The sequence below is a fragment of the Thermovenabulum gondwanense genome (assembly GCF_001601575.1).
GTDB lineage: Bacteria > Bacillota > Thermosediminibacteria > Thermosediminibacterales > Thermosediminibacteraceae > Thermovenabulum > Thermovenabulum gondwanense.
This window is the reverse complement of the sequence record NZ_LOHZ01000027.1, coordinates 19,318-43,564: the sequence shown is the minus strand read 5'-3', so window position 1 is coordinate 43,564 and position 24,247 is coordinate 19,318. Positions and strand designations below refer to the sequence as shown.

The 24,247-nt window shown below is 40.5% G+C and carries 26 protein-coding genes and 1 pseudogene; 5 read left to right on the top strand and 22 right to left on the bottom strand.

The annotated features are described in order from the left end of the window. Positions 1-58: 58 nt before the first annotated feature. The 3 genes from ATZ99_RS05565 to ATZ99_RS05555 all read right to left on the bottom strand — a co-directional run bounded on the left by ATZ99_RS05565 (position 59) and on the right by ATZ99_RS05555 (position 2,438). Positions 59-973 carry a polysaccharide deacetylase family protein gene (locus tag ATZ99_RS05565; protein ID WP_068748252.1) on the bottom strand — a complete coding sequence of 305 codons (915 nt, stop codon included), beginning with the start codon at positions 971-973 and terminating at the stop codon, positions 59-61. Positions 974-1,048: 75 nt separating this feature from the next. Beyond that, positions 1,049-2,215 (bottom strand): tRNA pseudouridine(13) synthase TruD, encoded by a 1,167-nt coding sequence (gene truD / locus ATZ99_RS05560; protein ID WP_068748251.1) that lies wholly within the window; start codon positions 2,213-2,215, stop codon positions 1,049-1,051. Positions 2,216-2,231: 16 nt separating this feature from the next. After that, positions 2,232-2,438, bottom strand: coding sequence for a GNAT family N-acetyltransferase (locus ATZ99_RS05555; RefSeq protein WP_281178163.1), 207 nt, complete (start codon positions 2,436-2,438; stop codon positions 2,232-2,234). Between the two features lie 251 nt (positions 2,439-2,689). Between ATZ99_RS05555 and ATZ99_RS05550 the strand changes: the two genes are divergently transcribed. The 4 genes from ATZ99_RS05550 (at position 2,690) to ATZ99_RS05535 (ending at position 6,971) form a co-directional block, all read left to right on the top strand. Then, positions 2,690-4,204: a methyl-accepting chemotaxis protein gene (locus ATZ99_RS05550; protein ID WP_068748249.1), complete on the top strand. Its 1,515-nt coding sequence runs from the start codon at positions 2,690-2,692 to the stop codon at positions 4,202-4,204. A 121-nt stretch (positions 4,205-4,325) separates the two neighbouring features. Continuing rightward, positions 4,326-4,769 carry a chemotaxis protein CheW gene (locus ATZ99_RS05545; protein ID WP_068748248.1) on the top strand — a complete coding sequence of 148 codons (444 nt, stop codon included), beginning with the start codon at positions 4,326-4,328 and terminating at the stop codon, positions 4,767-4,769. A gap of 17 nt (positions 4,770-4,786) precedes the next feature. Beyond that, entirely contained in the window at positions 4,787-5,890 is a 1,104-nt protein-coding gene (locus ATZ99_RS05540; protein WP_068748247.1) for an HD-GYP domain-containing protein, read from the top strand. Between the two features lie 124 nt (positions 5,891-6,014). Beyond that, positions 6,015-6,971 carry a D-alanine--D-alanine ligase family protein gene (locus ATZ99_RS05535; protein WP_068748246.1) on the top strand — a complete coding sequence of 319 codons (957 nt, stop codon included), beginning with the start codon at positions 6,015-6,017 and terminating at the stop codon, positions 6,969-6,971. On the opposite strand, the gene ATZ99_RS05530 is transcribed toward ATZ99_RS05535, so the two are convergent. The 19 genes and pseudogenes from ATZ99_RS05530 to ATZ99_RS05445 all read right to left on the bottom strand — a co-directional run bounded on the left by ATZ99_RS05530 (position 6,940) and on the right by ATZ99_RS05445 (position 23,233). Then, positions 6,940-7,866 carry a Cof-type HAD-IIB family hydrolase gene (locus tag ATZ99_RS05530; RefSeq protein ID WP_068748245.1) on the bottom strand — a complete coding sequence of 309 codons (927 nt, stop codon included), beginning with the start codon at positions 7,864-7,866 and terminating at the stop codon, positions 6,940-6,942. The genes ATZ99_RS05535 and ATZ99_RS05530 overlap by 32 nt on opposite strands. A 21-nt stretch (positions 7,867-7,887) precedes the next feature. Continuing rightward, a complete protein-coding gene (locus ATZ99_RS05525) occupies positions 7,888-8,667 on the bottom strand; it encodes a DUF72 domain-containing protein (RefSeq protein WP_068748244.1) in 780 nt (259 codons plus the stop codon). A gap of 22 nt (positions 8,668-8,689) precedes the next feature. After that, positions 8,690-9,352 (bottom strand): response regulator, encoded by a 663-nt coding sequence (locus tag ATZ99_RS05520; protein ID WP_068748243.1) that lies wholly within the window; start codon positions 9,350-9,352, stop codon positions 8,690-8,692. Between the two features lie 17 nt (positions 9,353-9,369). Beyond that, positions 9,370-10,509 carry a sensor histidine kinase gene (locus ATZ99_RS05515; RefSeq protein ID WP_068748242.1) on the bottom strand — a complete coding sequence of 380 codons (1,140 nt, stop codon included), beginning with the start codon at positions 10,507-10,509 and terminating at the stop codon, positions 9,370-9,372. A gap of 3 nt (positions 10,510-10,512) precedes the next feature. Then, positions 10,513-11,067: a methyl-accepting chemotaxis protein gene (locus ATZ99_RS05510; RefSeq protein ID WP_068748241.1), complete on the bottom strand. Its 555-nt coding sequence runs from the start codon at positions 11,065-11,067 to the stop codon at positions 10,513-10,515. Positions 11,068-11,081: 14 nt separating this feature from the next. Next, positions 11,082-11,426 (bottom strand): DUF192 domain-containing protein, encoded by a 345-nt coding sequence (locus ATZ99_RS05505; protein WP_068748240.1) that lies wholly within the window; start codon positions 11,424-11,426, stop codon positions 11,082-11,084. 12 nt (positions 11,427-11,438) lie between these two features. Beyond that, positions 11,439-12,281 carry a type II secretion system F family protein gene (locus ATZ99_RS05500; protein WP_068748239.1) on the bottom strand — a complete coding sequence of 281 codons (843 nt, stop codon included), beginning with the start codon at positions 12,279-12,281 and terminating at the stop codon, positions 11,439-11,441. Positions 12,282-12,293: 12 nt separating this feature from the next. Next, the gene (locus ATZ99_RS05495; RefSeq protein ID WP_068748238.1) at positions 12,294-13,247 is read right to left on the bottom strand and encodes a type II secretion system F family protein; all 954 of its coding nucleotides are present in this window, start codon (positions 13,245-13,247) and stop codon (positions 12,294-12,296) included. Then, positions 13,180-14,586 carry a TadA family conjugal transfer-associated ATPase gene (locus ATZ99_RS05490; protein WP_083947369.1) on the bottom strand — a complete coding sequence of 469 codons (1,407 nt, stop codon included), beginning with the start codon at positions 14,584-14,586 and terminating at the stop codon, positions 13,180-13,182. The genes ATZ99_RS05495 and ATZ99_RS05490 overlap by 68 nt, the downstream gene beginning before the upstream one ends. Positions 14,587-14,592: 6 nt before the next feature. Beyond that, positions 14,593-15,747: a CpaE/TadZ family protein gene (locus tag ATZ99_RS05485; RefSeq protein ID WP_068748237.1), complete on the bottom strand. Its 1,155-nt coding sequence runs from the start codon at positions 15,745-15,747 to the stop codon at positions 14,593-14,595. Positions 15,748-15,761: 14 nt separating this feature from the next. Further along, positions 15,762-16,460 (bottom strand): Flp pilus assembly protein CpaB, encoded by a 699-nt coding sequence (gene cpaB, locus ATZ99_RS05480; RefSeq protein ID WP_068748236.1) that lies wholly within the window; start codon positions 16,458-16,460, stop codon positions 15,762-15,764. Between the two features lie 17 nt (positions 16,461-16,477). Next, positions 16,478-17,431: a pilus assembly protein TadG-related protein gene (locus ATZ99_RS05475; protein ID WP_068748235.1), complete on the bottom strand. Its 954-nt coding sequence runs from the start codon at positions 17,429-17,431 to the stop codon at positions 16,478-16,480. Positions 17,432-17,448: 17 nt separating this feature from the next. Further along, on the bottom strand, positions 17,449-17,856 hold the full coding sequence (locus tag ATZ99_RS05470) for a TadE/TadG family type IV pilus assembly protein (RefSeq protein WP_068748234.1): 408 nt from the start codon (positions 17,854-17,856) through the stop codon (positions 17,449-17,451). 14 nt (positions 17,857-17,870) lie between these two features. Further along, positions 17,871-18,395: an A24 family peptidase gene (locus tag ATZ99_RS05465; RefSeq protein WP_068748233.1), complete on the bottom strand. Its 525-nt coding sequence runs from the start codon at positions 18,393-18,395 to the stop codon at positions 17,871-17,873. 211 nt (positions 18,396-18,606) lie between these two features. Then, complete coding sequence (locus ATZ99_RS05460; protein ID WP_222927082.1) at positions 18,607-18,792, bottom strand: Flp family type IVb pilin; 186 nt, start codon at positions 18,790-18,792, stop codon at positions 18,607-18,609. 99 nt (positions 18,793-18,891) lie between these two features. After that, positions 18,892-20,076, bottom strand: coding sequence for a DNA polymerase IV (locus ATZ99_RS05455; RefSeq protein WP_068748232.1), 1,185 nt, complete (start codon positions 20,074-20,076; stop codon positions 18,892-18,894). Between the two features lie 136 nt (positions 20,077-20,212). Then, positions 20,213-20,377, bottom strand: a pseudogene (locus ATZ99_RS11615) (Zn-dependent hydrolase); the annotation flags it as partial. A 124-nt stretch (positions 20,378-20,501) separates the two neighbouring features. Further along, on the bottom strand, positions 20,502-22,019 hold the full coding sequence (locus ATZ99_RS05450; RefSeq protein ID WP_068748333.1) for an AbgT family transporter: 1,518 nt from the start codon (positions 22,017-22,019) through the stop codon (positions 20,502-20,504). Between the two features lie 29 nt (positions 22,020-22,048). Beyond that, entirely contained in the window at positions 22,049-23,233 is a 1,185-nt protein-coding gene (locus tag ATZ99_RS05445; RefSeq protein ID WP_245641316.1) for a M20 metallopeptidase family protein, read from the bottom strand. A gap of 314 nt (positions 23,234-23,547) precedes the next feature. On the opposite strand from ATZ99_RS05445, the gene ATZ99_RS05440 reads away from it, so the two are divergent. Beyond that, positions 23,548-24,246, top strand: coding sequence for a heparan-alpha-glucosaminide N-acetyltransferase (locus ATZ99_RS05440; protein ID WP_068748230.1), 699 nt, complete (start codon positions 23,548-23,550; stop codon positions 24,244-24,246). Position 24,247 lies beyond the last annotated feature (1 nt).

Here is a 24,247-nt window from a genome sequence, read left to right as displayed (position 1 = left end):
ATATTATAGCATTTCAAATCCATATAATGCCATATTAAACTAAAATAAAAAAGCAGCGTCATCGCTGCATCACGTAATTTTCTATAAATTTCATATTTTTTTCGTTAATTGTATCGAATTTGAAACCTTCACTTTTTAAAATTTTTATTATCTCCGGCAAAATCTCCACAGTTAGATTTTTCGAATCGGTATCGTGAAGTAGCACCACCGCAATTTTTTTATTCTTTACTCCTCTTTTTAAATTTTCCAGCATGGTTTGTTTATCGGGGTAGGGCATTGTCGCATCTCCCGTCACCACATTCCAATCTATGTAGTGATACCCCTCTTCCTTCACCTTTTTTTTGATTTCCGTCATTATTCCTGCAGGACCGGTTTTCAAATAAACGGTGTTTTTGGACCCACCGGGAAATCTGATAATTTTAGGTCTTACACCCGTTAAATTATAAATTAAATCCTCCTGCTTTTTTAAGTCACTCATAAAGGAGTCTACCGAGGTATATATCTTATCGTATCTGTGGCTGAATGTATGATTTCCTAAGGAATGCCCTTCCTCATAGATCTTATTTATCACCGTATTTTCGCTTTCTTTATAACCCACCAGAAAAAAGGTCGCCTTTATTCCCTCTTCCTTTAAAATCTCCAGAATTTTTTCGGTGTTTTTACTGGGACCATCGTCAAAAGTAAGGTAGGCTATTTTATCTTTGATTTTACCACCGTTCTCACTCTTCCTATCTTCCTCTTCCACAGTGGAATTCTTTTTTTCAGGAAATAGTCTGTTATATATTAAGGTATTTACTTCACCGAAATAATAATCCTCAAAACTTTGTCCATCTACAGCTCCTCCCGGGGAGAGGACTTCTTTTGTATTTCTTCTTTCTGAAAAGGCATAAATAAACCCCATTAGAAATCCAAAAATCACGCATAATATTACCGCAATTACTATATAAAAATAATTTCTACCCTTGTTGTCCATAATCCTTGCCCTTCCCTTCTACCTTCATTTTAACATCCCGGGGAAGTCAAAAAAATAGGAAGTGCAAGGAAATTATTACAGGCTCAGGGATTTAACGAGCATTGTGGCAAAGGAACCTGGGGGAAGGGCAAATTTTAACTTTACCTTCTCATATCCCCGGTAAAAATCGTCTTCTTCAAAGCCCGAAAAATAAAGGTTTTCCGGAAAAACCACCGCTTTCCTCATAAAGGATTTGAAAAAGGATTTCCTTATCTTTTTTAGATTAAAGTCCGAAGGGCTAACCCCTCTTTGCTTCATTACTTCCATTACCGCACTGCGCACCGGTTCTTCCGCTTGCGGTATTTTATAAGAAACGGTAGGCACTTCCAGGTTCTTCAGCTCTTTAAACTTCCTTTCATCCTTTACATTCCTGTAAATTAAATAATCCATTATCTTTCCTTTTACCGGGAATAAATCCTCCACATAAGAAGGGAGTATCAAAGAAAGCGTCCTGTTCCATAAGTAGCTCTGATAGGCTGAAAAAAACATGGAAAGCTCTTCTTTTGGAATAATATTTAGTGCCTTTACCATATTTTCCTTGCTTTTCCCTTTCTTCAGTATTTCGATTATTTCCCTCTCCGTTTTCGTCCTGCACAGCGGCAGAATAGCTTCAAAATCTCCCCAGCGGTTTTTAATTTCCTGTTTTCTCTGCCTTTCTTCTTTTTTATCTTCCGGATGAGTTACCGTAAAATATAATTTCAATGCCCCATTGTAGTGCTTCTTCAGAATCTTTTCCGCAATAAATTCCTCCTCGTTTTCCACGCTCCCAAAGCGCTGGTCATCAAAAAAATTCGGATACCCCCATTCTTTTATCTCCTTGAGCCTTTGCGTTATTCTCTCTTTTGTTTCCCCGTCTATCTTTCTCAGGGTAATTTCAAAATAGTTCCCCTTTAAAACCTTCGGCGAAATGTAATCATTTGAAAAACCCACAAACTCCAAATGCACATTTTCCCTGTCAAAAACCGGATCGTATTCCTTAGGCACAGAAATGTACTGAAAGGTTAAAGCGTGCCTATCCTTTCTCCCGGCGCTTCCGATTACCCCCATAGGTATATTATTTTCCCTGGAAATGAACTTCAGGGCATCAACGGTATTCCAGTGTTTTTTTATCAGAAGGTAGATTCGGTACTTGCCACCCTTTTGATATTTAATATCCGCAATTTCCTTTACTATAAAATCCTCGGGAAATACCTTTATTTTCAAATGCATCACCCTTTGTTTAATTTTTATACTCCCTTTTGTACCAGGCCGATATTAATTCCTCTTTATCAAAGCTATTTTCCCTGTACATTTTATAGGCTTTCCTGTTGGAACTTATAACTATTAACTTGATTTTTTCAGCACCCTTTATTAAAAGCTTTTTAAGGCATTTTTTCAAATTTATTTTGCCAAAGCCCCTGCCCTGGTATTCGGGCGCCACGGCAATGGCCTCTATAAAGCGGTTTTAAGCAGAATCTCAAAAAAATTTTTGTTCTCCTTTTTTATATTAATACACGTGATAAAGTAGAAAGCTTTTTAAAATCTAATACTTCCATGCAATCCTCTCCTCAAATTTCGGAATTAACAAAAAGGTTTTTTACAATAATTCAAAGAAAAATATATGTACATTGCACAAAGGAAAAAACGGAAATTTTGTCGAATAGTGGAAAATAAAAAAATTTGGGGGTGTTTGAGAACTTGGTTTATCTTTTATTATTTGCCATAATATTGTTGCTTGCAGCTACAATTTACCTGAGCATAAGAATTTACAGAATCAAAAAAACCGTTGGTCAATTGGGAAATCTCCTCGATTCCTATACAAAAGGCCAGGCGCTTTTTGACCGCATCGAAGAAGATGTGGAAAGGATGATGCCCTCCGTAAAAAACCTTCAAAAATACCTACAGAATATAATATACCATATTTTAAAAAACTCCGCCGAAATAGCTGCAGGTTCTGCAAATATTAATTCTTCTTCCAGAAAGCTGGAAGAAAACATAAAAGATTTAAACCAAATACTTTCCGGTTTTTTAAAAAATGTTATGGATATTAACGACCGCATTGTCAACAGTGCGGCCATTTCCGAAGAATTATACGGAAGTATAAACGAAATCGCTTCTTTTTCATCAAAGGCCTTAGATACTTCAAAAAATGCGGCCTCGGATCTGGATTTAAGCTTGAAATCCATAGAAGATGCAGTGTCAATAATAGAAGAGCAGGGAAAAGAAATATTTTTTATTTCAAAGGAGATTATGGGGCTTAAAGACCTTTTAAGCAAAATATCATCGGTTTCCGACAATATCAACGAAATATCCTCCCAGATCAACCTCTTATCCTTAAATGCCTCGATTGAAGCCGCCCGGGCAGGGTCCGCGGGTAAGGGTTTTGCTGTGGTAGCGGAGGCAATAAAAAAGCTCGCCGATGAAACATCGAAATTTTCAAAAGAAATAGTCAATCTCGTAAAAGATATACAAAATTACATTCAAAAATCGGCAAACATCTTAGAGCAAAGCTTGAAAAAAGTGGACAGGCAAAAATCGGTTACGGACGATGCCAAAAAAAGTCTTTCAAACATCACAAACGTTATGTCAGGAATAGAGGAGATAATAAAAAATATTTCGGAAAACATAGCTTCGCAAACTCAAGCCACCGAACAAATGGCAGAAAACATTCAGGATGTGTCCAACTTCTCCTCTGTGATTGCCGATTCCATAAAAAATGTGGAGGAAATTCTCCACAAACAAAAGCTGTACATCGGGGAGAACTTCTCCCAGATAAAAAATTTGACGACTTCTGTTGAAAATTTTGAAATCTTTACTAAGGAGTTTGACAGCATCTTGGGAGATAAATTGTTAGAAATTGCCCGGGAAGTGGCGGAAAGGCTTACCAGGGAGAGTTTTTCCTTAGAAAGGATGCCGGAAATAGTAAAAAGCTACGGAGTGACGGAAATTTGCATCACCGACGAAGACGGTGTGGTGGTATTAGACAATGACAAACAAAGTTTAAATTTCAGGTTCCCTGAAGATGAAACCACCCAGGCGGGTGAATTCAGGAAAATACTTAAGGGAAAAGCGGATAAAGTAGTGCAAAAAATACAACCACGAAATGTGGACGGCAGACTTTACAAATTCGTAGGAGTAAAGAGAAAGGATAGGCCCGGTATAGTCCAGGTAGCCCTGAGCATCGAGGACATTTTCCGGCTGACTTCTAAATAATGTCATTAGCGGCAAAAGCCGCTTTTTTTTTAAATTTTTTATAATATATCTTGACCGAATTCGACAAAAAAGAATAAAATTATTCTATGAGTAAAATTTTTCTAATTTTCAGGAGGCAAAAATGAGGCAGTTGGTAATATTTTCTTTGAACGATGAATTTTACGGAATGGATATTTTCTCCGTAAACGAAATTATAAAATTGCTAAAAATCGTCAGTCTCCCCAGTTCGGTTAGCTTCATAGAAGGTATTATAAATTTGAGGGGAAAGGTAGTCCCAGTGGTGGACCTCAGAAAGCGTTTTGGTCTCCCAAAAAAAGAATATACCGATGATACCAGAATCCTGGTAGCAGATATGGAAGGACATCTGGCCGGATTTATAGTGGACGAGGTGCTGGAAGTGGCTTCTATTAACGATGACTCCATAGAGCCCGCACCCAGAGCGCTGATACCGGAAGCGCCTTTTATTGAAGGAATCGCAAAATTCAAAGAAAAGCTGGTAATAATGATTAACGCCGCAAAAATCTTCAGTTTTGAGGAAAAACAGGAACTATTAAAAGTAGGTTAAATCAGGGGGTATTAATTTTGAAGATTCCAATCGATTTTTTAACCCCGGGAATGAGGGTGCAAAAACCCCTTTTCGGAAGAAGGGGTGAGCTTCTTTTAAACCGGGGAGTTACGCTCAGCGATAGTCTGATTACCCTGTTAAAAAAGAATAACATCCTGACGGTGGACGTGGAAGGACCCGTACCTTTTGACGAATATCAAATTAAAGATACCATTTCGGAAAAATTAAGACAGGCTGCCCTTAACACCTTAATGGATTGGATAAAAAACAGGCACATTTTGAATTTAAATAGGGTATATGAGGTGGTTAAAAGCCTGGTGGAAGAAATCCTTTCCGATAAAGAAGTATCCGATAATTTGACCAACCTCTGTTCCACCGATTTATACACCTTTGCTCATTCGGTAGACGTTTGCATCCTTTCGGTTATGGCGGGTAAAAAACTCGGCTTTAACAAAAAAAAGCTTTATACCCTGGGAATGGGAAGCATTTTACACGATGTGGGCAAACTGGACATCCCTCCCGAAATTTTAAATAAACCCGCAAGATTATCCCCACAGGAGTACGAGATAATAAAAAAACATCCCATTTACAGTTATGAAAAATTGCGCAAAAGAGAAGACGAGAACCTAAACCAGTACTCTTTAAATATAGTCCTGAACCACCACGAAAGATTTGACGGCAGCGGTTATCCCCGCAGGTTAAAAAAGGATGAAATTTACGAGCTGGACTATTTGTGTGCTATAGCCGATGTATTTAACGCCATGACCACCCACAGGGTATACCGAAAGGCTTTGCCGGTGCATGAGGTTTATGAAATGCTGGAAGGCTCCTGCGACACCCTTTTCCCCTACGATATAACAAAGGCATTTTTATCATGTATAGCCCCCTTCCCACCGGGAACCTTAGTAATGCTCAGCAGCGACGAACCTGCCCTGGTTATTGCATCTTCCACACTCCCTTTCAGGCCGATGGTAAAACTTTTAAGGAGTTCGGAGGACATCGATTTGACAAAAGAACTCAACATTACCATAAAAAGACAGCTGACTCCGGAGGAAGCGTTGAGTTTTATTCCCACCATTGATAGAAAAAGGTTTTATAGTCTTATAAATGTAAACCTGTAACATAATTTTGACATAAAATTGAGTTTTTGATAAAATTTATCCACGGTAATATTTTTCTTATATAAGCTATGGTTTTACCCATAGCTTATATATTTTAAAAATAAATGAAAGGGGAGGATGAACCGTGAAGGTAGGGGTCTTCTGGAGAAAGTTCAGGAATGTGGAGTATCAAAAAAGGATATCCGACAACGTATTTGACGACGCCTATGAAGAGGCTTACCATCATTACACTTTCATAAAGGAAAACGGCTACGATGCGGTAATGATTGAATGGATAAAAGATAATCCCAAGGAAACTTTGAAAAGGATAGAAGAAGAAAAGGTAGACCTGGTCTTCAACGCCTCCTCATTAGAAGAAGTAGCTTTTCTGACCGCTTTTAATATTCCCTTCGTAGGTTCCGGCCTTGATCTGGTATCCCTCGACAAAGCTGCCAGAAAAAAAATAGTCGCCTATCATGATCTGCCAACACCAAAATTTTTTATTTCCAGCAGCCCCGACGATATACCTTCCCACAATTTAAAATATCCCCTGTTTGTCAAACCTTTAAGGGGCCGAAACAGCTCGGGCATCAGCGATGAAAACATTGTGGAAAACGAAGAAGGTTTAAAAAAGGTAATTGCAAAAATCACCGAAAAAATAGGCCAACCCGCCCTTGTAGAAGAATACATTAAAGGAAGAGAAATCACCGTGGGAATAATAGGTTACGAAAACCCAACGGTTTTGCCTATTTTAGAAATAAGTTACAGCGGTGTAAAGACCAATACTTTCGAACATAAAATGTTTGACAAAGAGAAGATAACCTGCCCGGCACCGCTTCCTCCCGAACTGGAACAAAAAATAAAAAGCACCGCTCTTTCTATTTACAGGGTGCTCAACGCCAAGGATTACGGCAGGATAGATATGATCTTGAGCGAAGATGGCATTCCCTACTTTTTGGAAATAAACACCTTTGCAGGCCTTACCATGTCTTCGGGAAAAACTCATCACGGATATATGGGTTATATGGCAAAAGCCTCAGGGTTATCCGGCAGAGAATTTTTTGGAGCCATCATTGAGAGTGCGAAAAAAAGGTACTATTAAAGTGGTTTTCGATAAAGTGGGCTACCCCTTCCTCATTGTTAGACAGCGTAAGGGGAAGCCCCCTTCTTTTTAATTCTAAAGGTGCATTCCCCATAAGTACTCCCAGCCCGGCGTATTCCAGCATTAAAATATCGTTGTAATTATCCCCAAAAGCTATTATTTCTTCCCTCTTTATGCCCAGGATGTTCGAAAGCACTTCTAAACCTTTTGCTTTTGATACCTCTCCATCGATTATATCCATGGTATTCTTAACCGCTGACGTAATGTACACGGATTTTCCAAACATACAATCAAACTTTGCCCAGAGCCAGGATAGACGGGCCGGATCACCGGAAATTACCGCTTTTAAAGGTGGCCCCAGTAAATCCCTCATTTTCTTATCATTATAAATTCGGGAAAGATATATTTTTAATGTCCCTACGTCTTTTATATTTTCCACCGGAATAAGCACAAAATCCCTTAAATAATTAATAACCCCCGATGGGGAAAGTCTCCGGGCAAAAGCGGAAAACCTCTTCAGTTGAGCCATTTGATAGCTTTTCCCGTAAAATATTTTTTTGTCCCTCAAAAAAACTTGAAGTTTAATTTCCGGATAAGGGTTGACCTCATCGATTATTTTCATCAGTATTTCTTCATTTAAACCTTTTTCATAATAAATTTCCCCCGAATATATATCCCTGATAAGCGCTCCGTCGGAAGTAATAAGAGGAGCATTTACGGAAATATTTCTGGCTATCCTTAAAGCACTGTTGTAAAATCTCCCGGTGCATAAGGTCACGTATATTCCGCATTCCATGACCTTTTTCAGGGCTTCTTTTGTTTTTTTCGTAAGAATGTACCTGCTGTTTATCAATGTGCCGTCTACATCAAGCGCAATCAGCTTATACCTTTTCATAACCCAGTACACTCCCGGTATTTAATCAGCAAAATCGCTCAAAAGTTTTAAAAGCTGTTTGGCATTGATAACCGCCTGAGCATTAAAATGGTTGTTCATCGCAACAAAAACCATTTCGGTTTTTCTTTTTAACTCTTTAATCTTGGGAACCCATTCCTTCAATTCCTCTTCCGTATAAAGGTAATTGTACCTCTCATATGCCTCCCGATTATTATACCAGTTTTCGCTATTTCTTCCGTGAAACCTTACGTAACCGAATTTGCTGGTGGCCACTACAACGGGAGGAAGCAGTCCTTTGATCCTTGGCTCATCCACACAGACGAAAGCCATATCCAATTCCCTCAAAAGTTTTAAGGTATCCAGCGTTAACCAATCTGCCGTACGAAATTCTACCGCCAGCGGAATTTCATGGAAAGCTTCCCTCAACCTTTTCAAAAAATCCCTGTTTTCGTCATTATTGTGAAAGCTGTAAGGAAACTGGGCCAAAACGCAACCCAATCTTTTTTCTTCGATAACGGGTTCTATGGCTTTTTTATATTTTTCCAGGGTTTCGGGCGACAGGTCCCGCTGATGGGTAATCCCCCCGAAGGCTTTTACGACAAAGATGAAGCTTTCGGGGGTTTTTCTGAGCATATGGTAAAACATATAGGGGGAAGGCATGGAATAGTAAGTGGAATTAACCTCTGTAAAAGGAAACTCCCGGCTGTAATAAGAAAGCATATCCTTTTCCTTTATACCTTCGGGATAAAACTTCCCTATCCAATCTTTATAAGCGTATCCGGAAGTTGCTATTTTTATCAAATTTATGCCCCCCAAATATTTTTTATATATCTATAATATTATGCTTTATACCCAGTAATACCGCCTGGGTACGGTCGTTTACACCCATTTTTTGAAATATATTTGTAAGGTGATTTTTCACCGTTTTTTCACTTATATAAAGCTTATCTGCTATTTCCTTATTGGAAAGCCCCTTTGCTAACTCCCGCAAGATTTCTATTTCCCTGGAGGTGAGATTGAAGGTGATTTTTTCGTCTTTTTGCGCAAGCTTGTTTATTTCATCAAATACCTTCGGCGTCATGGAAGGAGGGATTACACCCTTTCCAGAAAAAACCTGCCTTATTGTTTTTATAAGTTCGTCAGGGGTCACATCCTTCAACAGATACCCCGAAATTCCGTATCGTATTAACTCCAGCAGGTAATCCACCTGCTCGTGTATGGTAAGGGCTATAATTTTTACCCCGGGATTTTCCTTTTTTATTTCCCTGGTTGCAACTATACCGTTAACATTTGGCATATTAATGTCCATTAATACCACATCGGGTTTTAATTTTTTGGCAAGTTCCACCGCTTCCTTACCGTCAGAAGCTTCTCCTAAAATTTCGATATCCGCTTCCAAGGACAATATTTTTGCGATCCCTTCCCTGACCAAAGCGTGGTCATCTGCAATTATCACCTTTATTTTTTCTTTTTTTTCTTCACCCATCTCATTCCCTCCGGTCTTTATTTCTTATTTACCGGAATTGAAAAAATTACTTCCGTGCCTTTACCGATTACCGACCTGATTTCGAACTTACCGTTTAAAAGTTGGACCCTCTCCCTCATGCCCATTATGCCGAAAGCCGATCCTTCTTTTTTTGCCAGAGCTTTTTCCACATCAAACCCGCATCCATTGTCCCTTACACTGCCGTTTATTTTTTCACTTAAGTATTCCAATTTAATTATTACCTGGGTGGCTTTAGCGTATTTTCTAACATTGTTTAAGGATTCCTGGATAATCCTGAAAACCGCAATGGATATGGAAGAATCCAAGTCGTATTCCCTGCCCATTACGATCATCTCTACGAATATTCCGTATTCCTTTTGGTACTGCTCTATATACCTTTTTAAAGCAGGTAAAAGCCCCAGGTCATCCAAGGACATGGGTCTTAAATCGAATATTATTTTTCTGACATCCGCAAGGCTTTTCCTCACCAGCTCTATTAATGCAAATAATTCTTCTTTCACCATTGACGGATTTACTTCCATAAGTTTTAAAATATACTCCGACCTCATCACTATATTGGCAAGGCTCTGGGCAGGGCCATCGTGAATATCCCTGGCGATCCTCCTTCTTTCCTCTTCCTGAGCGGAAATTACCGAAAGACCTAAGGCTTGAAATTGCTGCAGTTCCCCGATTTTATCGCTCAATGCGGAAAGTTCATTGTTTAAAATCTTCATTACCATGTTTATATTTATCATCAATTCTTCAGAACGCTTTATTGTCCTTTCCACATTTTTTATATACCTCTCCAAATGATCCCTGGTATTTCTCAATAGTTTTTCCTTTTCCCTCCTGTTGATAAGCTCTATCTGTTTTGAATGGGCTACTTCGTAAGCATTTTTTATATCCTCTTCCTTGAAGAATTTAAAGTTTCTGCTTACCTCCATCAATTTCATTCTCGCTTTGATATACTCCCTTTCCAGCTTATCCACTTCTTCGATGGTAATTTTTATCTCCTCTTTAACCTGTTCTAATTCTTTTTTTGCCCTTTCGTACTCCTGTCTTGCGTTTTCGCTCAAATTGTAAATTTCTTCTTTGCTGTTTTCTACTACCTGCTTTACCTTCTGTATAATGGAATCAAGATAGGACAGTTCTATCAACTTTTATCCCCCTGCTTCTTTTTTCTCTTTTGCCCTGAACTGATGGACAAGGGATTTCACCTGTAAACTCATCCTGTTAATCTTCTTCGCATTGCTTATTACTTCCTTCATTGCCTCAGCCCTTTTACCTTCATTTTCAGTATTTTCTATAATATTTAACCGGCTGAGTAACCCCTTGGACAGATACTCTATCTCGTTTCCGGTATGTTCCATGTATTTTAAAAATCTTTCCAAATAATCCATAAAATTATCCAAGGGATAAAAAATGTGGGAAAAGCTACCGGGAAGAATTTTTGTAAACCTTTTTGATAAATCTCCTCCCGATAATTCATTGGCAGTTTCTAAAACCTTATTTAGTGGAGCTATAATCGTTCTTTTAATATAAATATAATACAAAAAAAGGTCAAATGCTATAATAATTAGAAAAAGAGCCGCGCCGTAATAAACGAGGTAAATTATTGATAATTTAAGAAAAAATGCCCCGTACAAAAGATATGCACCGAATATTATGATATTAATAATATTCACAAACATATAAAAAAGTATATTTTTCCACATTCCTTCCACCCCTTTTAATCTTCAATAAAAATAAGCCTGTCCCCTTCTTGCACCAAACCTTTCCTGATCACTCCCCCGGGTAACTCTAAAACTTTTATTGCTTTATAGACCACCGAAGAAATACGAAAGGGTTTAATCTCCATCGTTTTTACCACATAATCTTTATTATCTAAAAAAACCGCACCGATGGGAAATCGCATAAAAAATGTATGAATAAAATTGCACGGAATAATAAGCAACCCCTCTCCCTCTGTAAGGCTTTTTTCCCCCATTAATCCTTTCAATCTTTTAAAAAAGGTATTTGCTATTCTCAGATTTGTTACCAGAACCTGATTGTTTTTACAATTTAAGACTCGCATAACAATCTCCCCTTAGTTTATAAAAACCTTCATTATATGGAATACTGCTGGAGCAAGGAGGACGATAAATATTGCCGGGAAGATAAAAAGTATGATCGGAATAAGCATTTTAACCGGAGCCTTCATCGCCATTTCTTCTACTTTCTGCCTTCTTTTTGCCCTAATTTCCCTTGATTGAAGCCTGAGCACATTTCCGATGCTTATTCCAAGCTGTTCGGCCATAATCAGGGAACCAACAAAATTTGATAATTCATCTACAGAAAGCCTGTCCGCCATATTTCTTAAAGCCTCCTTTCGAGGCCTTCCCATTCTTACTTCATTTAACACCCCCGAAAATTCCTTTGAAAGCACCCCCTTTGTTTTTTCCACCACCTTGGCCAGAGCACCGTCAAATCCAAGCCCTGCTTCGACACAAACCGTCAGAAGATCCAGAACTTCCGGAAGGCTTTTTTCTATTTCCTCTTTTACCTTTCTCTTTTTCATATCAAGTATCATATCCGGCACAAAATACCCTATCATTCCTCCGGATGCCGTAAAAAATAAAACCTTATAATCTACCGCCCCCAAGGTTTTAAAAAATATATAAAAAATCAATGATGCCAGTGCGGAAAAAATGATTTTTTGTAACCCCTGTTTGTTAAAAATGCCGGAAATCTTTGCCGCCATCGGTTCGATTATTCTTTTAAAAAGGGGCAGGGAAAGTTCCGCCTGCCTTAAATTTACTTCCCCTTTTTCGGCAGCCATTTGATATAACCTTTTTTGTATGTAAACCTGCGGTTCGAAAAATTTTCTGGCAAACTCAATCGCTAATAATTGAATGAATAAAAACACGGTCACAGAAATAAAAAATAACATAGTAACCCCACCTCAGTATTTAATATCCACTATCTTCCTTATAATCATAAAACCTGTTATTTCCCCCAGTAATGCAATTACAACAAGGATTCTCCCTAAGGGATTTATAAAAAGCTCTTTTAAATATTCGGGATTTACCGCCAATATAAAAATTGTAAGAAATACGGGCAAAAGTCCAATTATAAGCCCGGAAATCCTTCCCTGGGCCGTCAGAGTTTTCACCTCTCTTTTAATTCTGATCCTGTCCCGAATAACCGTTGAAATATTATCCAGCACTTCAGCCAAGTTTCCTCCCACCTGCCTTTGGATTAAAACCGCAGTTACGACCAGGTCTAAATCCTCGCTTTTTACCCTTTTTGAAAGATTTTTCAGCGCATCTTCGGTAGAAGCACCAAAATTTATCTCTTTTAAAGCCCTGAAAAATTCCCTTGATAAAGGCCCCTTTAACTCCTTTTGAACAAAATCCATGCTTTGTAAAAAGCTGAACCCCGATTTTAGCGCCCCGGACATTATGGTAAGGGCATCGATAATGGAAGAATTTATTTTTTGCAGTCTTTTTTGTCTTGCGGATTCCAGCAAAAGGAAAGGCAAAAAAGATACAAGAATAGAAATGAGAATGGAAATCATCGTATTGACAGTAATCGCAAAAACAAATATAAAAGAAAAATGGAAGGAAAAGAAAACAATGCTGATGAACTCCTCACCTTTTAATAATACATCCGCCTCTTCCAATTTGCTGTCCACAAACTTACCCAGGGATTTTGCAAAGGAAAAACTGCCCCCCCACTTTATCATGTTTTTCAGCACGCCTTTAAAATCGGTTTTCCTTTTAATATTCGGTTCCTTATTCCCCGCTCTTATCCTGTTTAAAAAACTTTCTTCTTTTTCCCTCATCTTTTCATAAACGTAAAACACCATCAAAAAAACGACGAGAAAGTTTAGCAGTGGAAGGATTTGAAGTATCATTTTTTACCTCCTCGCTGTAATCCGGATTAAATATTGTCAGGGGAAGTTTTATGCCGTATGCCTCGAACCTATCCATGAATCGGGGGAGTACTCCGCTGGATTTAAAATACCCCTGAACCCTGCCATTTTGATCAACCCCGGTTTGTACAAAAGTAAAGATATCCTGAAGCACAATTACATCCCCTTCCAGCCCCTGAACCTCGGTAATGCTTACTATCTTTCTCGTGCCATCCTTTAACCTGCTCTGATGAATTATAAGGTCAACCGCCGAGGCAATCTGCTCTCTTATAGCCCTTACGGGAAGGTCAACGCCGGCCATCAACACCATTGTTTCCAATCGGGAAAGCATATCTCTTGGAGAATTCGCGTGACCGGTGGTCAAAGACCCGTCGTGCCCGGTATTCATTGCCTGTAACATATCCAGGGCTTCCCCACCCCTCACCTCTCCTACCACAATTCTGTCCGGCCTCATTCTCAGAGCATTTCTTACCAGGTCCCTGATAGTGATGGCACCCTTCCCTTCGATGTTGGGCGGACGGCTCTCTAATGTGATCACATGAGGCTGCTGCAGTTGCAGTTCAGCAGCGTCTTCTATCGTGATAATCCTTTCATTTTCAGGAATAAAAGAAGAAAGGACGTTTAAGGTGGTAGTTTTACCGCTCCCCGTTCCGCCGCTTACCAGGATATTCAGCCTGGCTTTTACGCAGGCTTCTAAAAATACCGCCATATTTTGTGTCAAAGTCCCGAATTTAATTAAATCCTGAATGGTATAGGGTTTTTGAGAAAATTTCCTTATCGTAATTACAGGTCCTACCAGCGATAGGGGAGGTATGATGGCATTAACGCGGGAACCGTCGGGTAATCTTGCGTCCACCATGGGCATGCTTTCATCAATTCGCCGGCCGATGGGCGCTACTATTCTCTCTATTATGTTCATAACGTGTTCTTCGTCCCGGAAAGCTACATCCGTTAATTCAATTTTTCCCTTTTTTTCCACATATACCTTTTTTGGCCCGTTCACCATAATTTCGCTAACTTCCGGATCCTCTATAAGCGGGGTTATGGGGCCAAAGCCTATTATCTCATTTATCATTTCCTGGGCAATTTTTTGCCTCTCACCTTTTGTTACGTATTCCCCTTCTTTTGCTAAAAAGTCTTCGGTGTATTCTTCAATTTTCGCTTTTAGCAATTCCCTGCCTTCATCCCCTACGTTAAGGTTTTTTAATTCCTCTACCAGTTTTCTGTGGAGCCTTGATTTAAGCTCATTCAACCTTTTTACGTCTTCTTCCTTTATATTCTTTTGTATCTTAGCACCTTCAAGTTTTTCCAACAGGGACATTCTTTATCACCCCAGGTTTAGCTTTTGACAAAGTTCTGCAACAGACAAAGATATTTTTGCCTTTGGTAACCCCAGCACAAAAGGGGTACCCTTATTAACCGAACTTATCACCGTTTTATCATCACGAACTATGGAAGCAAAAATTTTTATTCCCAAGGCCTTTTCTATATCCGCAGGTGCAAAGCCCAAATTGTCCTTTTTATTTAGGATAATTTTCACCTTTTGATCTAAATTCAACTTTTTTAGAATTTCCATGTCGATTTTGGTCCTTTTTAAGGAGGAAATATCCTGATTTAAAAGCAATAATATATGCTCCGAAGCCTCCAGAGCGCTAATACCTGCATCGCTGTAATAACTGGGAACATCCACTATAACATAATCAAAATTTTCTTTTAATATTTTGATTATCTCCTCCACTAAATTTGAGGTCAGGTATTCGGAAAACTCCGGATTTTCAGGAGCAGCCAGTATTTTTAACCCGGAGACATGAGGAAGTAAAAACACCTCGAGAAATTCGTAGTTTACCTCTTCCTGCTCCTTTATTAAATCTATAATGCTGGTGGTAGGCGCCACATTGAGCAAAAGGGCCGCATCCCCAGCGCTGATGTCCAGATCCACGAGGACTACCTTCTTTTTTGCGTCCTTTATCAGCTGCGAAGCTAAGTTCACCGCAATGACGGTTTTCCCCACCCCGCCTTTTGTGGAAAATACAGAAATCACCTTGCCTTTTTTCTGCGGGCTCCCCTCCTTTTTTTCCGTTTTTTGTACCCCGAGAGCCGAGTTTCTTTTTTGCTGGTTTTCGTAAACCCTTCTAATAGTATCCGAAAGTTCCTTGGAGGAAAAGGGCTTTATAAGGTACTCCCTGGCTCCCGCGGCCATTGCCTTTTTAAGGTATTCATTCTCTCCCTGAATGGAAATAATAACTATCGCCGTATGGGGATTTAAAGTGGTAATTCTTTCAGTGGCTTCAATCCCATCCATTTTCGGCATATTAATATCCATCAGAATTACATCCGGACTTAACTCTTCCGCCAAACTCACCGCTTCATATCCGTCCGAAGCTTCGCCGATCACTTCAATATCCTTTTCAAAATAAAGCAATCTTTTTATGTCATCCCTGGTAGTCGGTATATCATCGGCAATAACTACCGTAATGCCCATGTTAACACCTCCGCTCATCTAAAAAGATTTTCAGCTTTTGTAGAATTTAACTGCGTTTTCCCCGAATCCTGCGGCGACCTCAAGGACAAATGAATGCTTCCATGCTGGACGGCAAAGGCTATTTGCTGGGCTTCCTCGGGGGTCACCATTAAAGTAACCGTTTTGGGTTCAACCTTTGCCTGACCCTGAGGGCTTAAATTGTAATCAACAGCGAGCACAGGCACGTTTTGTATTACCGTGGAAGTTACCGCATACTTTTTATCCGGAGGGGCATCGAAGGTTACCAGTACATCTACCCTGTCGCCGTTTGACAAAAGCCCGTTCAGAGCCGTTACATTATTTACGGGAATGGAAATTGCCCTTTTACCGGGTTCAATCCTCAACGACAATCCTGCAGAAGCATCATTTTTTTCAAATAACATCTCCTTTTGTATCATCTGCCCGGACAGTATTTCGTATTTTGAAATTTTCCCCACCGCATCCTGTTTTTTTAATACATTATAAGGTGCATATTTTAAGGGTATTTCTTTTTTTACCAACATGTTTTCCTCAATCACGGTTTTGGGCGGAATTTTTTTTGCCGCCTCCGCCACTTCTATAAACTCCCCGGCAATCTTATACTTTTGCTCCAAATCGCCCAAGTATTTGTAAGTCCCAGAGGCTGCCAGCAATCCGAGAATAAGCGCAAGAAATAATATTATCTTGCTCCTCACATCTACTCCCCCATTTCCTATTCCACCAATTTAGCTGCATGAAGGCCATAGTTTTGCTGAGAACCGATTATAGTAAAATAAGATCCATCCGGAGGTATAATTTTTAAGAAATACCCGGTAACCTCGCTTTCGCTGCCGCTTCCGGAAATACCTTTTATTAGAAAGGCAGCAAATCCCACTATCATTACTTCATCTCTTCCCTGCATGAGAGAGGAGGGGTCAAAAACAGGCACTATCATTATTCTGGGGCATCCCGGATGATAATTTTCTATACTGCATTGGGGGCTATGGGGACACGCATTGAGCCGGTAGTTCACACCTCTTTCGGTAGGGCCGGACATGTTGCCGGGCTCGGTTTCCACCCAGTCTCCTACCCTTAAAAAACCGCTGTAACCGTATTTCAAATTGTTTTCATAATTGGCAGACCCTCTAAAGCCTAAGGCCAGCGCTCCGTAATTTCCCGGCCCATATTGATCTTTTGGAGATGCTTTTAATGTATAGAGCCTGCCGTATTCAAGATATTGGTCGGGAATCCCGAAAGGTACCACTCCCGTTATTCCGTTTACCGCACCGTAAACTGCAGAAGCCTTTGCCTTTACTTCCACATCATTAAAACCCATTACCTTCATAAAGGTAAGGTTAACCTTTTTTTTGCCTTCGACGGTTATTTTGTTTTGTTCGGGTACTACAAAAACCGTCAGGTTTTCAGCGGAGTAACCGTTAATTTGAAAATATTCCGCTGCCCTTTCCCGGGCATTTTCCTCATCGGGAAGTTCATAGGCGCCCGCAATAGCCGCGGCATCGCACGCCCTTTGAAGCCTTTCCTTTTCCAGCACCATAAGCCCTGTATCCATAAATAGCCCCGTCATTCCCAGAATTACCGGCAGGGAAAGGGCAAAAAGCACCATCGCCTGTCCGCATTGACCCTTTATAAAGCCTTCAATTTTTTCTTTAATTACCTTTATAATCATCTCATGCACCTCTCCATTCATTCCATTCTCATGGTTGCCTGGGCTTTCAGGGTCAAAAGGTTAGCCGGGGAACTGAAAAAAAAGGGGGTAATCAAGGGCAATTTATAAGAAATTTTCACCGTCACCGCATCTCCGGTTTTCCTCTCCCCTTCCGGAGGTAAAATCTCTTCCACCCTCAAATTTTCCATCGTATCGGGAAGGGGAGTGATTTCAAATATCTTATCTATTACCTCCTGATCTGATTTCCCCAGTGCGCACATCCTGACCGCCTCCCGGGCAGTCCTGACGAGGACTATCTGAGAATAATAAATCCTGCCAAATTCCAATATTCCAAAGAGTAAGAGGATAATAATCGGCAGGATCAGGGCAAATTCCACCATAGATTGTGCTTTTTCATTTTTTAGTAAGCCCTTTATCCAAAGCATATTTATGCACCCTCTTACAGCGGAAGTAGAAAGGCCAAAAGAGTACCAAAGGTTATCGCCACTCCGTAGGGAAACCGCCCCTTTTTCACCGGAGAATCCAGGTTTTCCATCAGGTATAGCCCTTTCGGTATTATGCCGAGCATGGATAAAAAGGTAAGAAAAACAGCTTTCAGCTTATAACGTAAATTTTTATCGGAAAGCATTATGGCAAGGGAAATTACACCCCCGGCTATAGCCGAAAAAAGGAAGGCGTTAAACGTAAAACCCGGCCCCATAATAGCCCCTATCGCTCCTAAAAACTTTACATCTCCCGCTCCTATACCTCTTAATGCATAGGGGATAATAAGAAACGCCATCCCAAGGAGCATACCCTCCAAGCTTTGAATAATTCCCGAAAACCCATCAAAAAAGCCGTTTATCAAAATCCCCAGTACCATAGCCGGAAAAACTACAAAATTGTATATTTTATTCCTGGTAATGTCAGTCAAAAAACATACAAATAAAAGGGTTAATAGAAGGACCACCCTGAATATTTCCAATTTCATCACTCCCGGCATTTGCAAATTTGGCCCTACCTTTCGAGTAGGGCCAATTGATTTTATTTTTGAATTTTCTCATGATAAAATGCTATTATGGGTAAATCCCGCTCTTGTATTTTTTTAATATATGTTCTTCTATTCATTTTATAATATATCTGTTTTTCGTGATTTAATATTTCTTTGCTTATTCTTGCTTAAAAATTTTTTTAAATTAATTTGATGTTTCTAACTCAGTTTTTACTCTATCGAATTTACCGCTTATACTTCCCCCTAGTGCTCTCAATGCTACGATAACTGCAATAGCCACCAGAGCCAGTATGAGGCCATATTCCGCCATTCCCTGTCCTTCTTCTTCCGCCCAGAGTTTTTTTACGCCATCCATCATCCTTTTTAACATATCCCCGTCCTCCTCCTTAGTTTTTCTTAAGTATATGATAAATCCGAAAATGTCTTCAAACATGATTCAAAAGGCTCAAAATAAAGGCTCCAGGTCCTATTACCTGAAGCCTATTTTAATCCCAATCACCTCGGCTTTTTGCCCGGCCCTGCAGATGGCCCCCTCCCCGTATTTATCCTTTATCTCATCCACAATCTTGTTCAACCTTTTTATTTTTTCCTCCCCGGAGAAAATGGAAATCTGCTCAAAATCCCGTGTAAGCCCCGAGAGGCTGACGCCCAGAAGTCTTAAAGGTGTTTTCCCATCCCAGTTGTTTTCCAGAAGTTTTTTTGCAGTCCTGTAAATATCCTCGGTGGTGTTTGTATAGGGAATGGTGGCGGACCTGGTCCGGGTAAGAAAGGAATCATCCCTGAGGGTAAGGGTAACCACCCTCCCTACAAATTTTTTCCTCCTCACCCTTCTCCCCACCTGTTCGGATAGGGAAAGCAATACCGCCTTTGCTTCCTCAAAAGTGTTGATATCCTTTGGAAGGGTTATAGAGTGGCCTATGGACTTTTCCCCCTTTGAAAATTCGGGATTAACCGGGCTATCATCTATGCCGTTAGCCCAGAGGTGAAGCTGCCTTCCTATTACTCCGAAAGAAGATTCCAGGAATTCCACCGGAATACCGGCTAAATCTCCTATGGTCTTTATGCCCATAGAATACAGTTTTTGGGCCATTTTCCTTCCAACACCGTAAAGCTCTTCCACGGGCAAGGGCCATATAACCCCGGGCACCTCTTCGGGATGAAGCACCGTTATGCCCGCAGGTTTTTTTAAATCCGATGCCATCTTTGCGAGGATCTTGTTGCAGGATATCCCTATGGAACAGGGAAGATCCAGTTCCTCCTTGATTGTCCTTTGAATCTTTCCGGCTATCTCCACCGAATCTCCAAAAAGCCTCTCGCAGCCCGAAACATCCAGCCAGGCTTCATCCACGCTGAAAACTTCCACGTCCGGAGTAAATCTCCTCAGTATATCCATTACCCTTTCGCTCATCTCTACATAAAGGAAATAGTCCGGCTTTAAAAAAACGGCGTGAGGGCAAAGTTTTTTCGCCTGAAAATTCGGCATCGCCGTTTTTACCCCATATGCCCTCGCTTCGTACGAAGCCGTCAAAACTATCCCGTTCCTTTTTTTAGGGTCGCCGGCTACTATCACCGGTTTACCTTTAAGCGAAGGATCCTTCGCCTGATGGCAGGAGGCGTAAAAGGCATTCATATCCACATGAAGAATATTCAGCATCTCTTATTTCACCTTCTACGAACATCTGTTCTATTTATATTTTAACCCCCTGCCGGAAAAAAATCAATTGATAAATAAAAAAACCGTCTAATCCGGTTTACAGGAAAAAAATCATTTTACAATAGTTTAATAAAATTTAACCTAGGATTTCCTTATCTAAATTAATCACAGCGTTTATCAAAAGGTCTATACCCTTTTTTAGCTGCTCAAAAGATGTGAATTCTTCGGGACAATGACTCCTGCCCCCATGGCTTGGGACAAATATCATGCCGACCGAACAAATATTAGATAAAATCATGGCATCGTGACCCGCTCTATTGCTCTATTTTTATCCTTAAATATTTTATCCCAATTATTAAAAAATCTCCTACCGGCCATTGCCGGTAAGAGATTTTTTAAACTATATCATAAAATTACGACTTAATTTATAGGTGAATCATATTTCCTGGACCCAAGGGTAAATTCAACATATACCATATTGCAAATAGAATAATCCAGAATATCGCAAAATAAATGGAATAAGGCAGTAATATCGAGATAAGCGTTCCCATGCCCAGCTTTTCGTCGTATTTTCTTGCGCTGGCGAGGGCCATCGGGAAGTAAGCCAAAAGCGGTGTTATCGGGTTTGTAATGGAGTCGCCGATTCTGTATGCAAGCTGGGTAAAGGCCGGTGAATACCCGAGGAGCATAAGCATTGGCACGAAAACCGGCCCTAAAACCGCCCATTTGGCCGATGCGCTGGCTATCAAAATGTTAATCAAGCAGGAGAATATAATAATGCCTATGAGCAGAGGAAGCCCCGTAAATCCTATGTTCTTTAAAAAGTCCGCTCCTTTAATCGCCAAAATGGTACCTATATTGCTCCAGTTGAAGAAGGTAATGAACTGGGCTGCCAAAAACGCTATAACGATATATGAACCCATAGTGCTCATGGCTTTTGACATCTGAGCCGCTAAATCTTTATCGGATTTTATGGTTCCCGCAGCAACTCCGTAACCAATAGCGGGGAACAGGAACAATCCGGTCATAATGGGCACCAGGCTCTTCATAAAGGGCGATACTATCAGGGATCCCGTCTTGGGATCTCTCAGCAAAGCGTTTGCAGGCAATGTCCAGTAAGCGATTATAGCGATGTAAATCAATGCAACTATTCCGGCTACTCTAAGGCCCTTTTTTTCGCTTTCGGTCAAGGGATGGAATTCTTCTCTTTTTCCCGTATACTCGCCCAAGCGGGGTTCAACTATCTTTGTTGTAACCCAGGAGGCCACCGCAGTAAGGACGAAGGTTGAAGCTATTAGGAAATAATAGTTCATGGCCGGATTTGCTATATATTTAGGATCGATTATCTGGGCAGCTTTTTCGGTGAATCCTGCAAGCAAAACATCCAGCATGTTTACAAACAGGTTGGCGCTGAAACCTCCCGCTACCGCTGCATAAGCCGCAGCCAAACCGGCGAGGGGATGCCTTCCCATGCTCAAAAATATCATTGCTGCCAAAGGCGGCATGATAATCAATGCGGAGTCACCGGCCGCATTGCCCAGGACGCCGATCAATATCACGGCGGGAACGATGATGGAAGGAGAAGCGCCGCTCAAAAGCCTTCTTAATAATGCGTTTATAAGTCCGCTGTACTCCGCCACCCCTACGCCCATCATAACGACGAGTACCAGGCCAAGGGGCGGGAAGGATGCAAAGTTATTTACCATTTCGGTCAATATTCTTACAACATTTTCCCTCTTTAAAAGGCTTACCGCTTTTACAGTTTCTTTTGTAGCAGGATTTACCGCCTGCCATCCTGCCATTTCGGCTAAGTGAGAAAGCAAAAGCATTAAAATAGCAAGCCCAAAGAAGATGGTGGCAGGGTCCGGCAATTTATTTCCGGCCTTTTCAACAAAGTTGAGAAAACCGTCCAGTAAGGACCTTCTTTTTCTTGTATTTTCCATTTTGCTCATAGAAAACCCCCTTCTTTAATTTAATTTTGTATTTCTGTATTTCTCAAAACGTATTTAACCATCAACTCCATCCCCAGGAGCATGGCATCCTCGTCAAAGTCAAATTCGGGATGGTGATGGGGACATACTATTCCCTTTTCCTCATTCCTTGCTCCCAGAAATACGAAGCAGCCGGGAACCTTCTGAAGGAAATAAGCAAAATCCTCTCCGCCCATCACCGGCTCGGCTTCCCATACATTTTCGGCACCCAGGGTTTCCTCTGCAATCTTTTTAACAAATTTTGTAACCTTTTCATCATTTATGAGCGCCGGATAGCCTTCGGTGTACTCAATTCGGTAATCGGCGTTAAAAGCAGAGGTGATCCCTTTTACAATTTCCTCCATCCTCTTCCTTATAACAGCCCTGGTTCTTTCTTTAAACGTGCGTACGGTCCCAATAATTTTCGCCGTGTCCGCAATAACATTAAAGCCGTATCCCGCCTGGATTACTCCCACACTCACCACGGCGGGGTCTAAAGGATCTACCGAGCGGCTTACGATTGTCTGAAGCGCCTGAACCACCTGTGCGGCAATTACTACAGCATCAATTGCCTGGTGCGGCGCAGAGCCATGTCCGCCCTTCCCCAGGATTTCTATTGCAAAGGAGTCCGGAGCAGCCATCAAGGCGCCCGCCTTTACCCCTACCTTGCCTATGGGGTAATTTGTCCACAGGTGAAGTCCGAAAATATTGTCCACCTTTGGATCTTCCAGTACCCCTTCTTCGATCATGAACTTTGCTCCGCCCGGAAGATGCTCTTCACAGGGCTGAAATATAAATTTGACTTTGCCCGAAAATTCTTCCTTTAACTTTGACAGCACCATTGCAACACCGAGAAGTATTGCGGTGTGCCCGTCATGACCGCAGGCGTGACAGACTCCCTCCACGCGTGACGCATACTCGACTTTTTTCGCATCCTTGACGGGCAGGGCGTCAATATCCGCCCTCAAAGCCACCGTAGGACCGGGTTTGCCGGTGTCCAGCAATCCCACCACACCGGTTTTTGCCACATTTTTCTTAACGGTAATGCCCAGTCCTTCTAAGGTTCTTGCTATGACTTCTGCGGTTCTCACTTCCTGATAACCGAGCTCGGGATTGGCGTGAAAATCCCTGCGAAGTTCGACTACCTTTGGAAATACTTCTTTAAGCAGTTCTTTTAAATCTCTCACATTACCCCTCCCCGTATGTAATTTTTTATTTATCATTTTAACCAATTAAAAGGATAAATTAATATTTAGCGAATATTATAATACATACATAGAAATGTTGTAAAATTACATTAGCGACGATTATATGAAATTATATCAATAAATCTATTTTATTTGCATTTTTATTCTGTTTTTCTTATAATCCATACTATTTTACTATGATTTTGATAAAAATTTTTATAAGCAAATTGTAATAAAAATTTAAAATGCCAAAAATAGACACCGGTAGCTTTTCCTGTTATACTTATAACAACCGGTAAAAAAAGGTGGTAGCCATGGGTAGAATAGATGAAATAGATTTTTTGCGCGGTTTAGCGGTCATTCTTATGGTAATTTTTCATATAATTTTTGACCTGAATTACTATCTGGGGATTCCTGTTAGCTACAGTAAGGGCTTCTGGTATTACGAGGGTAAGTTATCCGCTTTGATGTTTATTTTCCTCGCGGGTATCAGCGTAAACTTCAGTAAAAATTATTTACGGCGGGGTTTAAAAATTTTTTCCCTGGGAATTTTAATTACCCTGGTCACCCATGCAATCGATCCGGATATGTACGTTAAATTCGGAATACTTCATTTTATGGGCGTATCCTACCTGCTTTCATCCTTTTTTAAAAATAGAAATGTACCCCTTTTGCTGTTGTTATCCATAGCTTCAATTATTATCGGAATTGTTTTTGACGGCATAAGGGTGGAAAACAATTATCTTTTTCCCCTTGGCCTTATTACCGATGATTTTGCTTCTTTAGATTATTATCCCGTCTTCCCCTATTTCGGGGTATTTCTCCTGGGAACGGCATTTTTTAAGACTTTTTACGCAAAGGGTAAAAGGTTAACAGCAGGGCATAATAAGAAAAATTTTTTCCACCTGCTGGGTAAAAACTCACTTTTGATTTACCTGCTCCATCAACCCGTAATCCTGGGACTTCTTTTTATATATAAATTCCTTATTCAAATCACTCAAGGAGGTTTTTAAC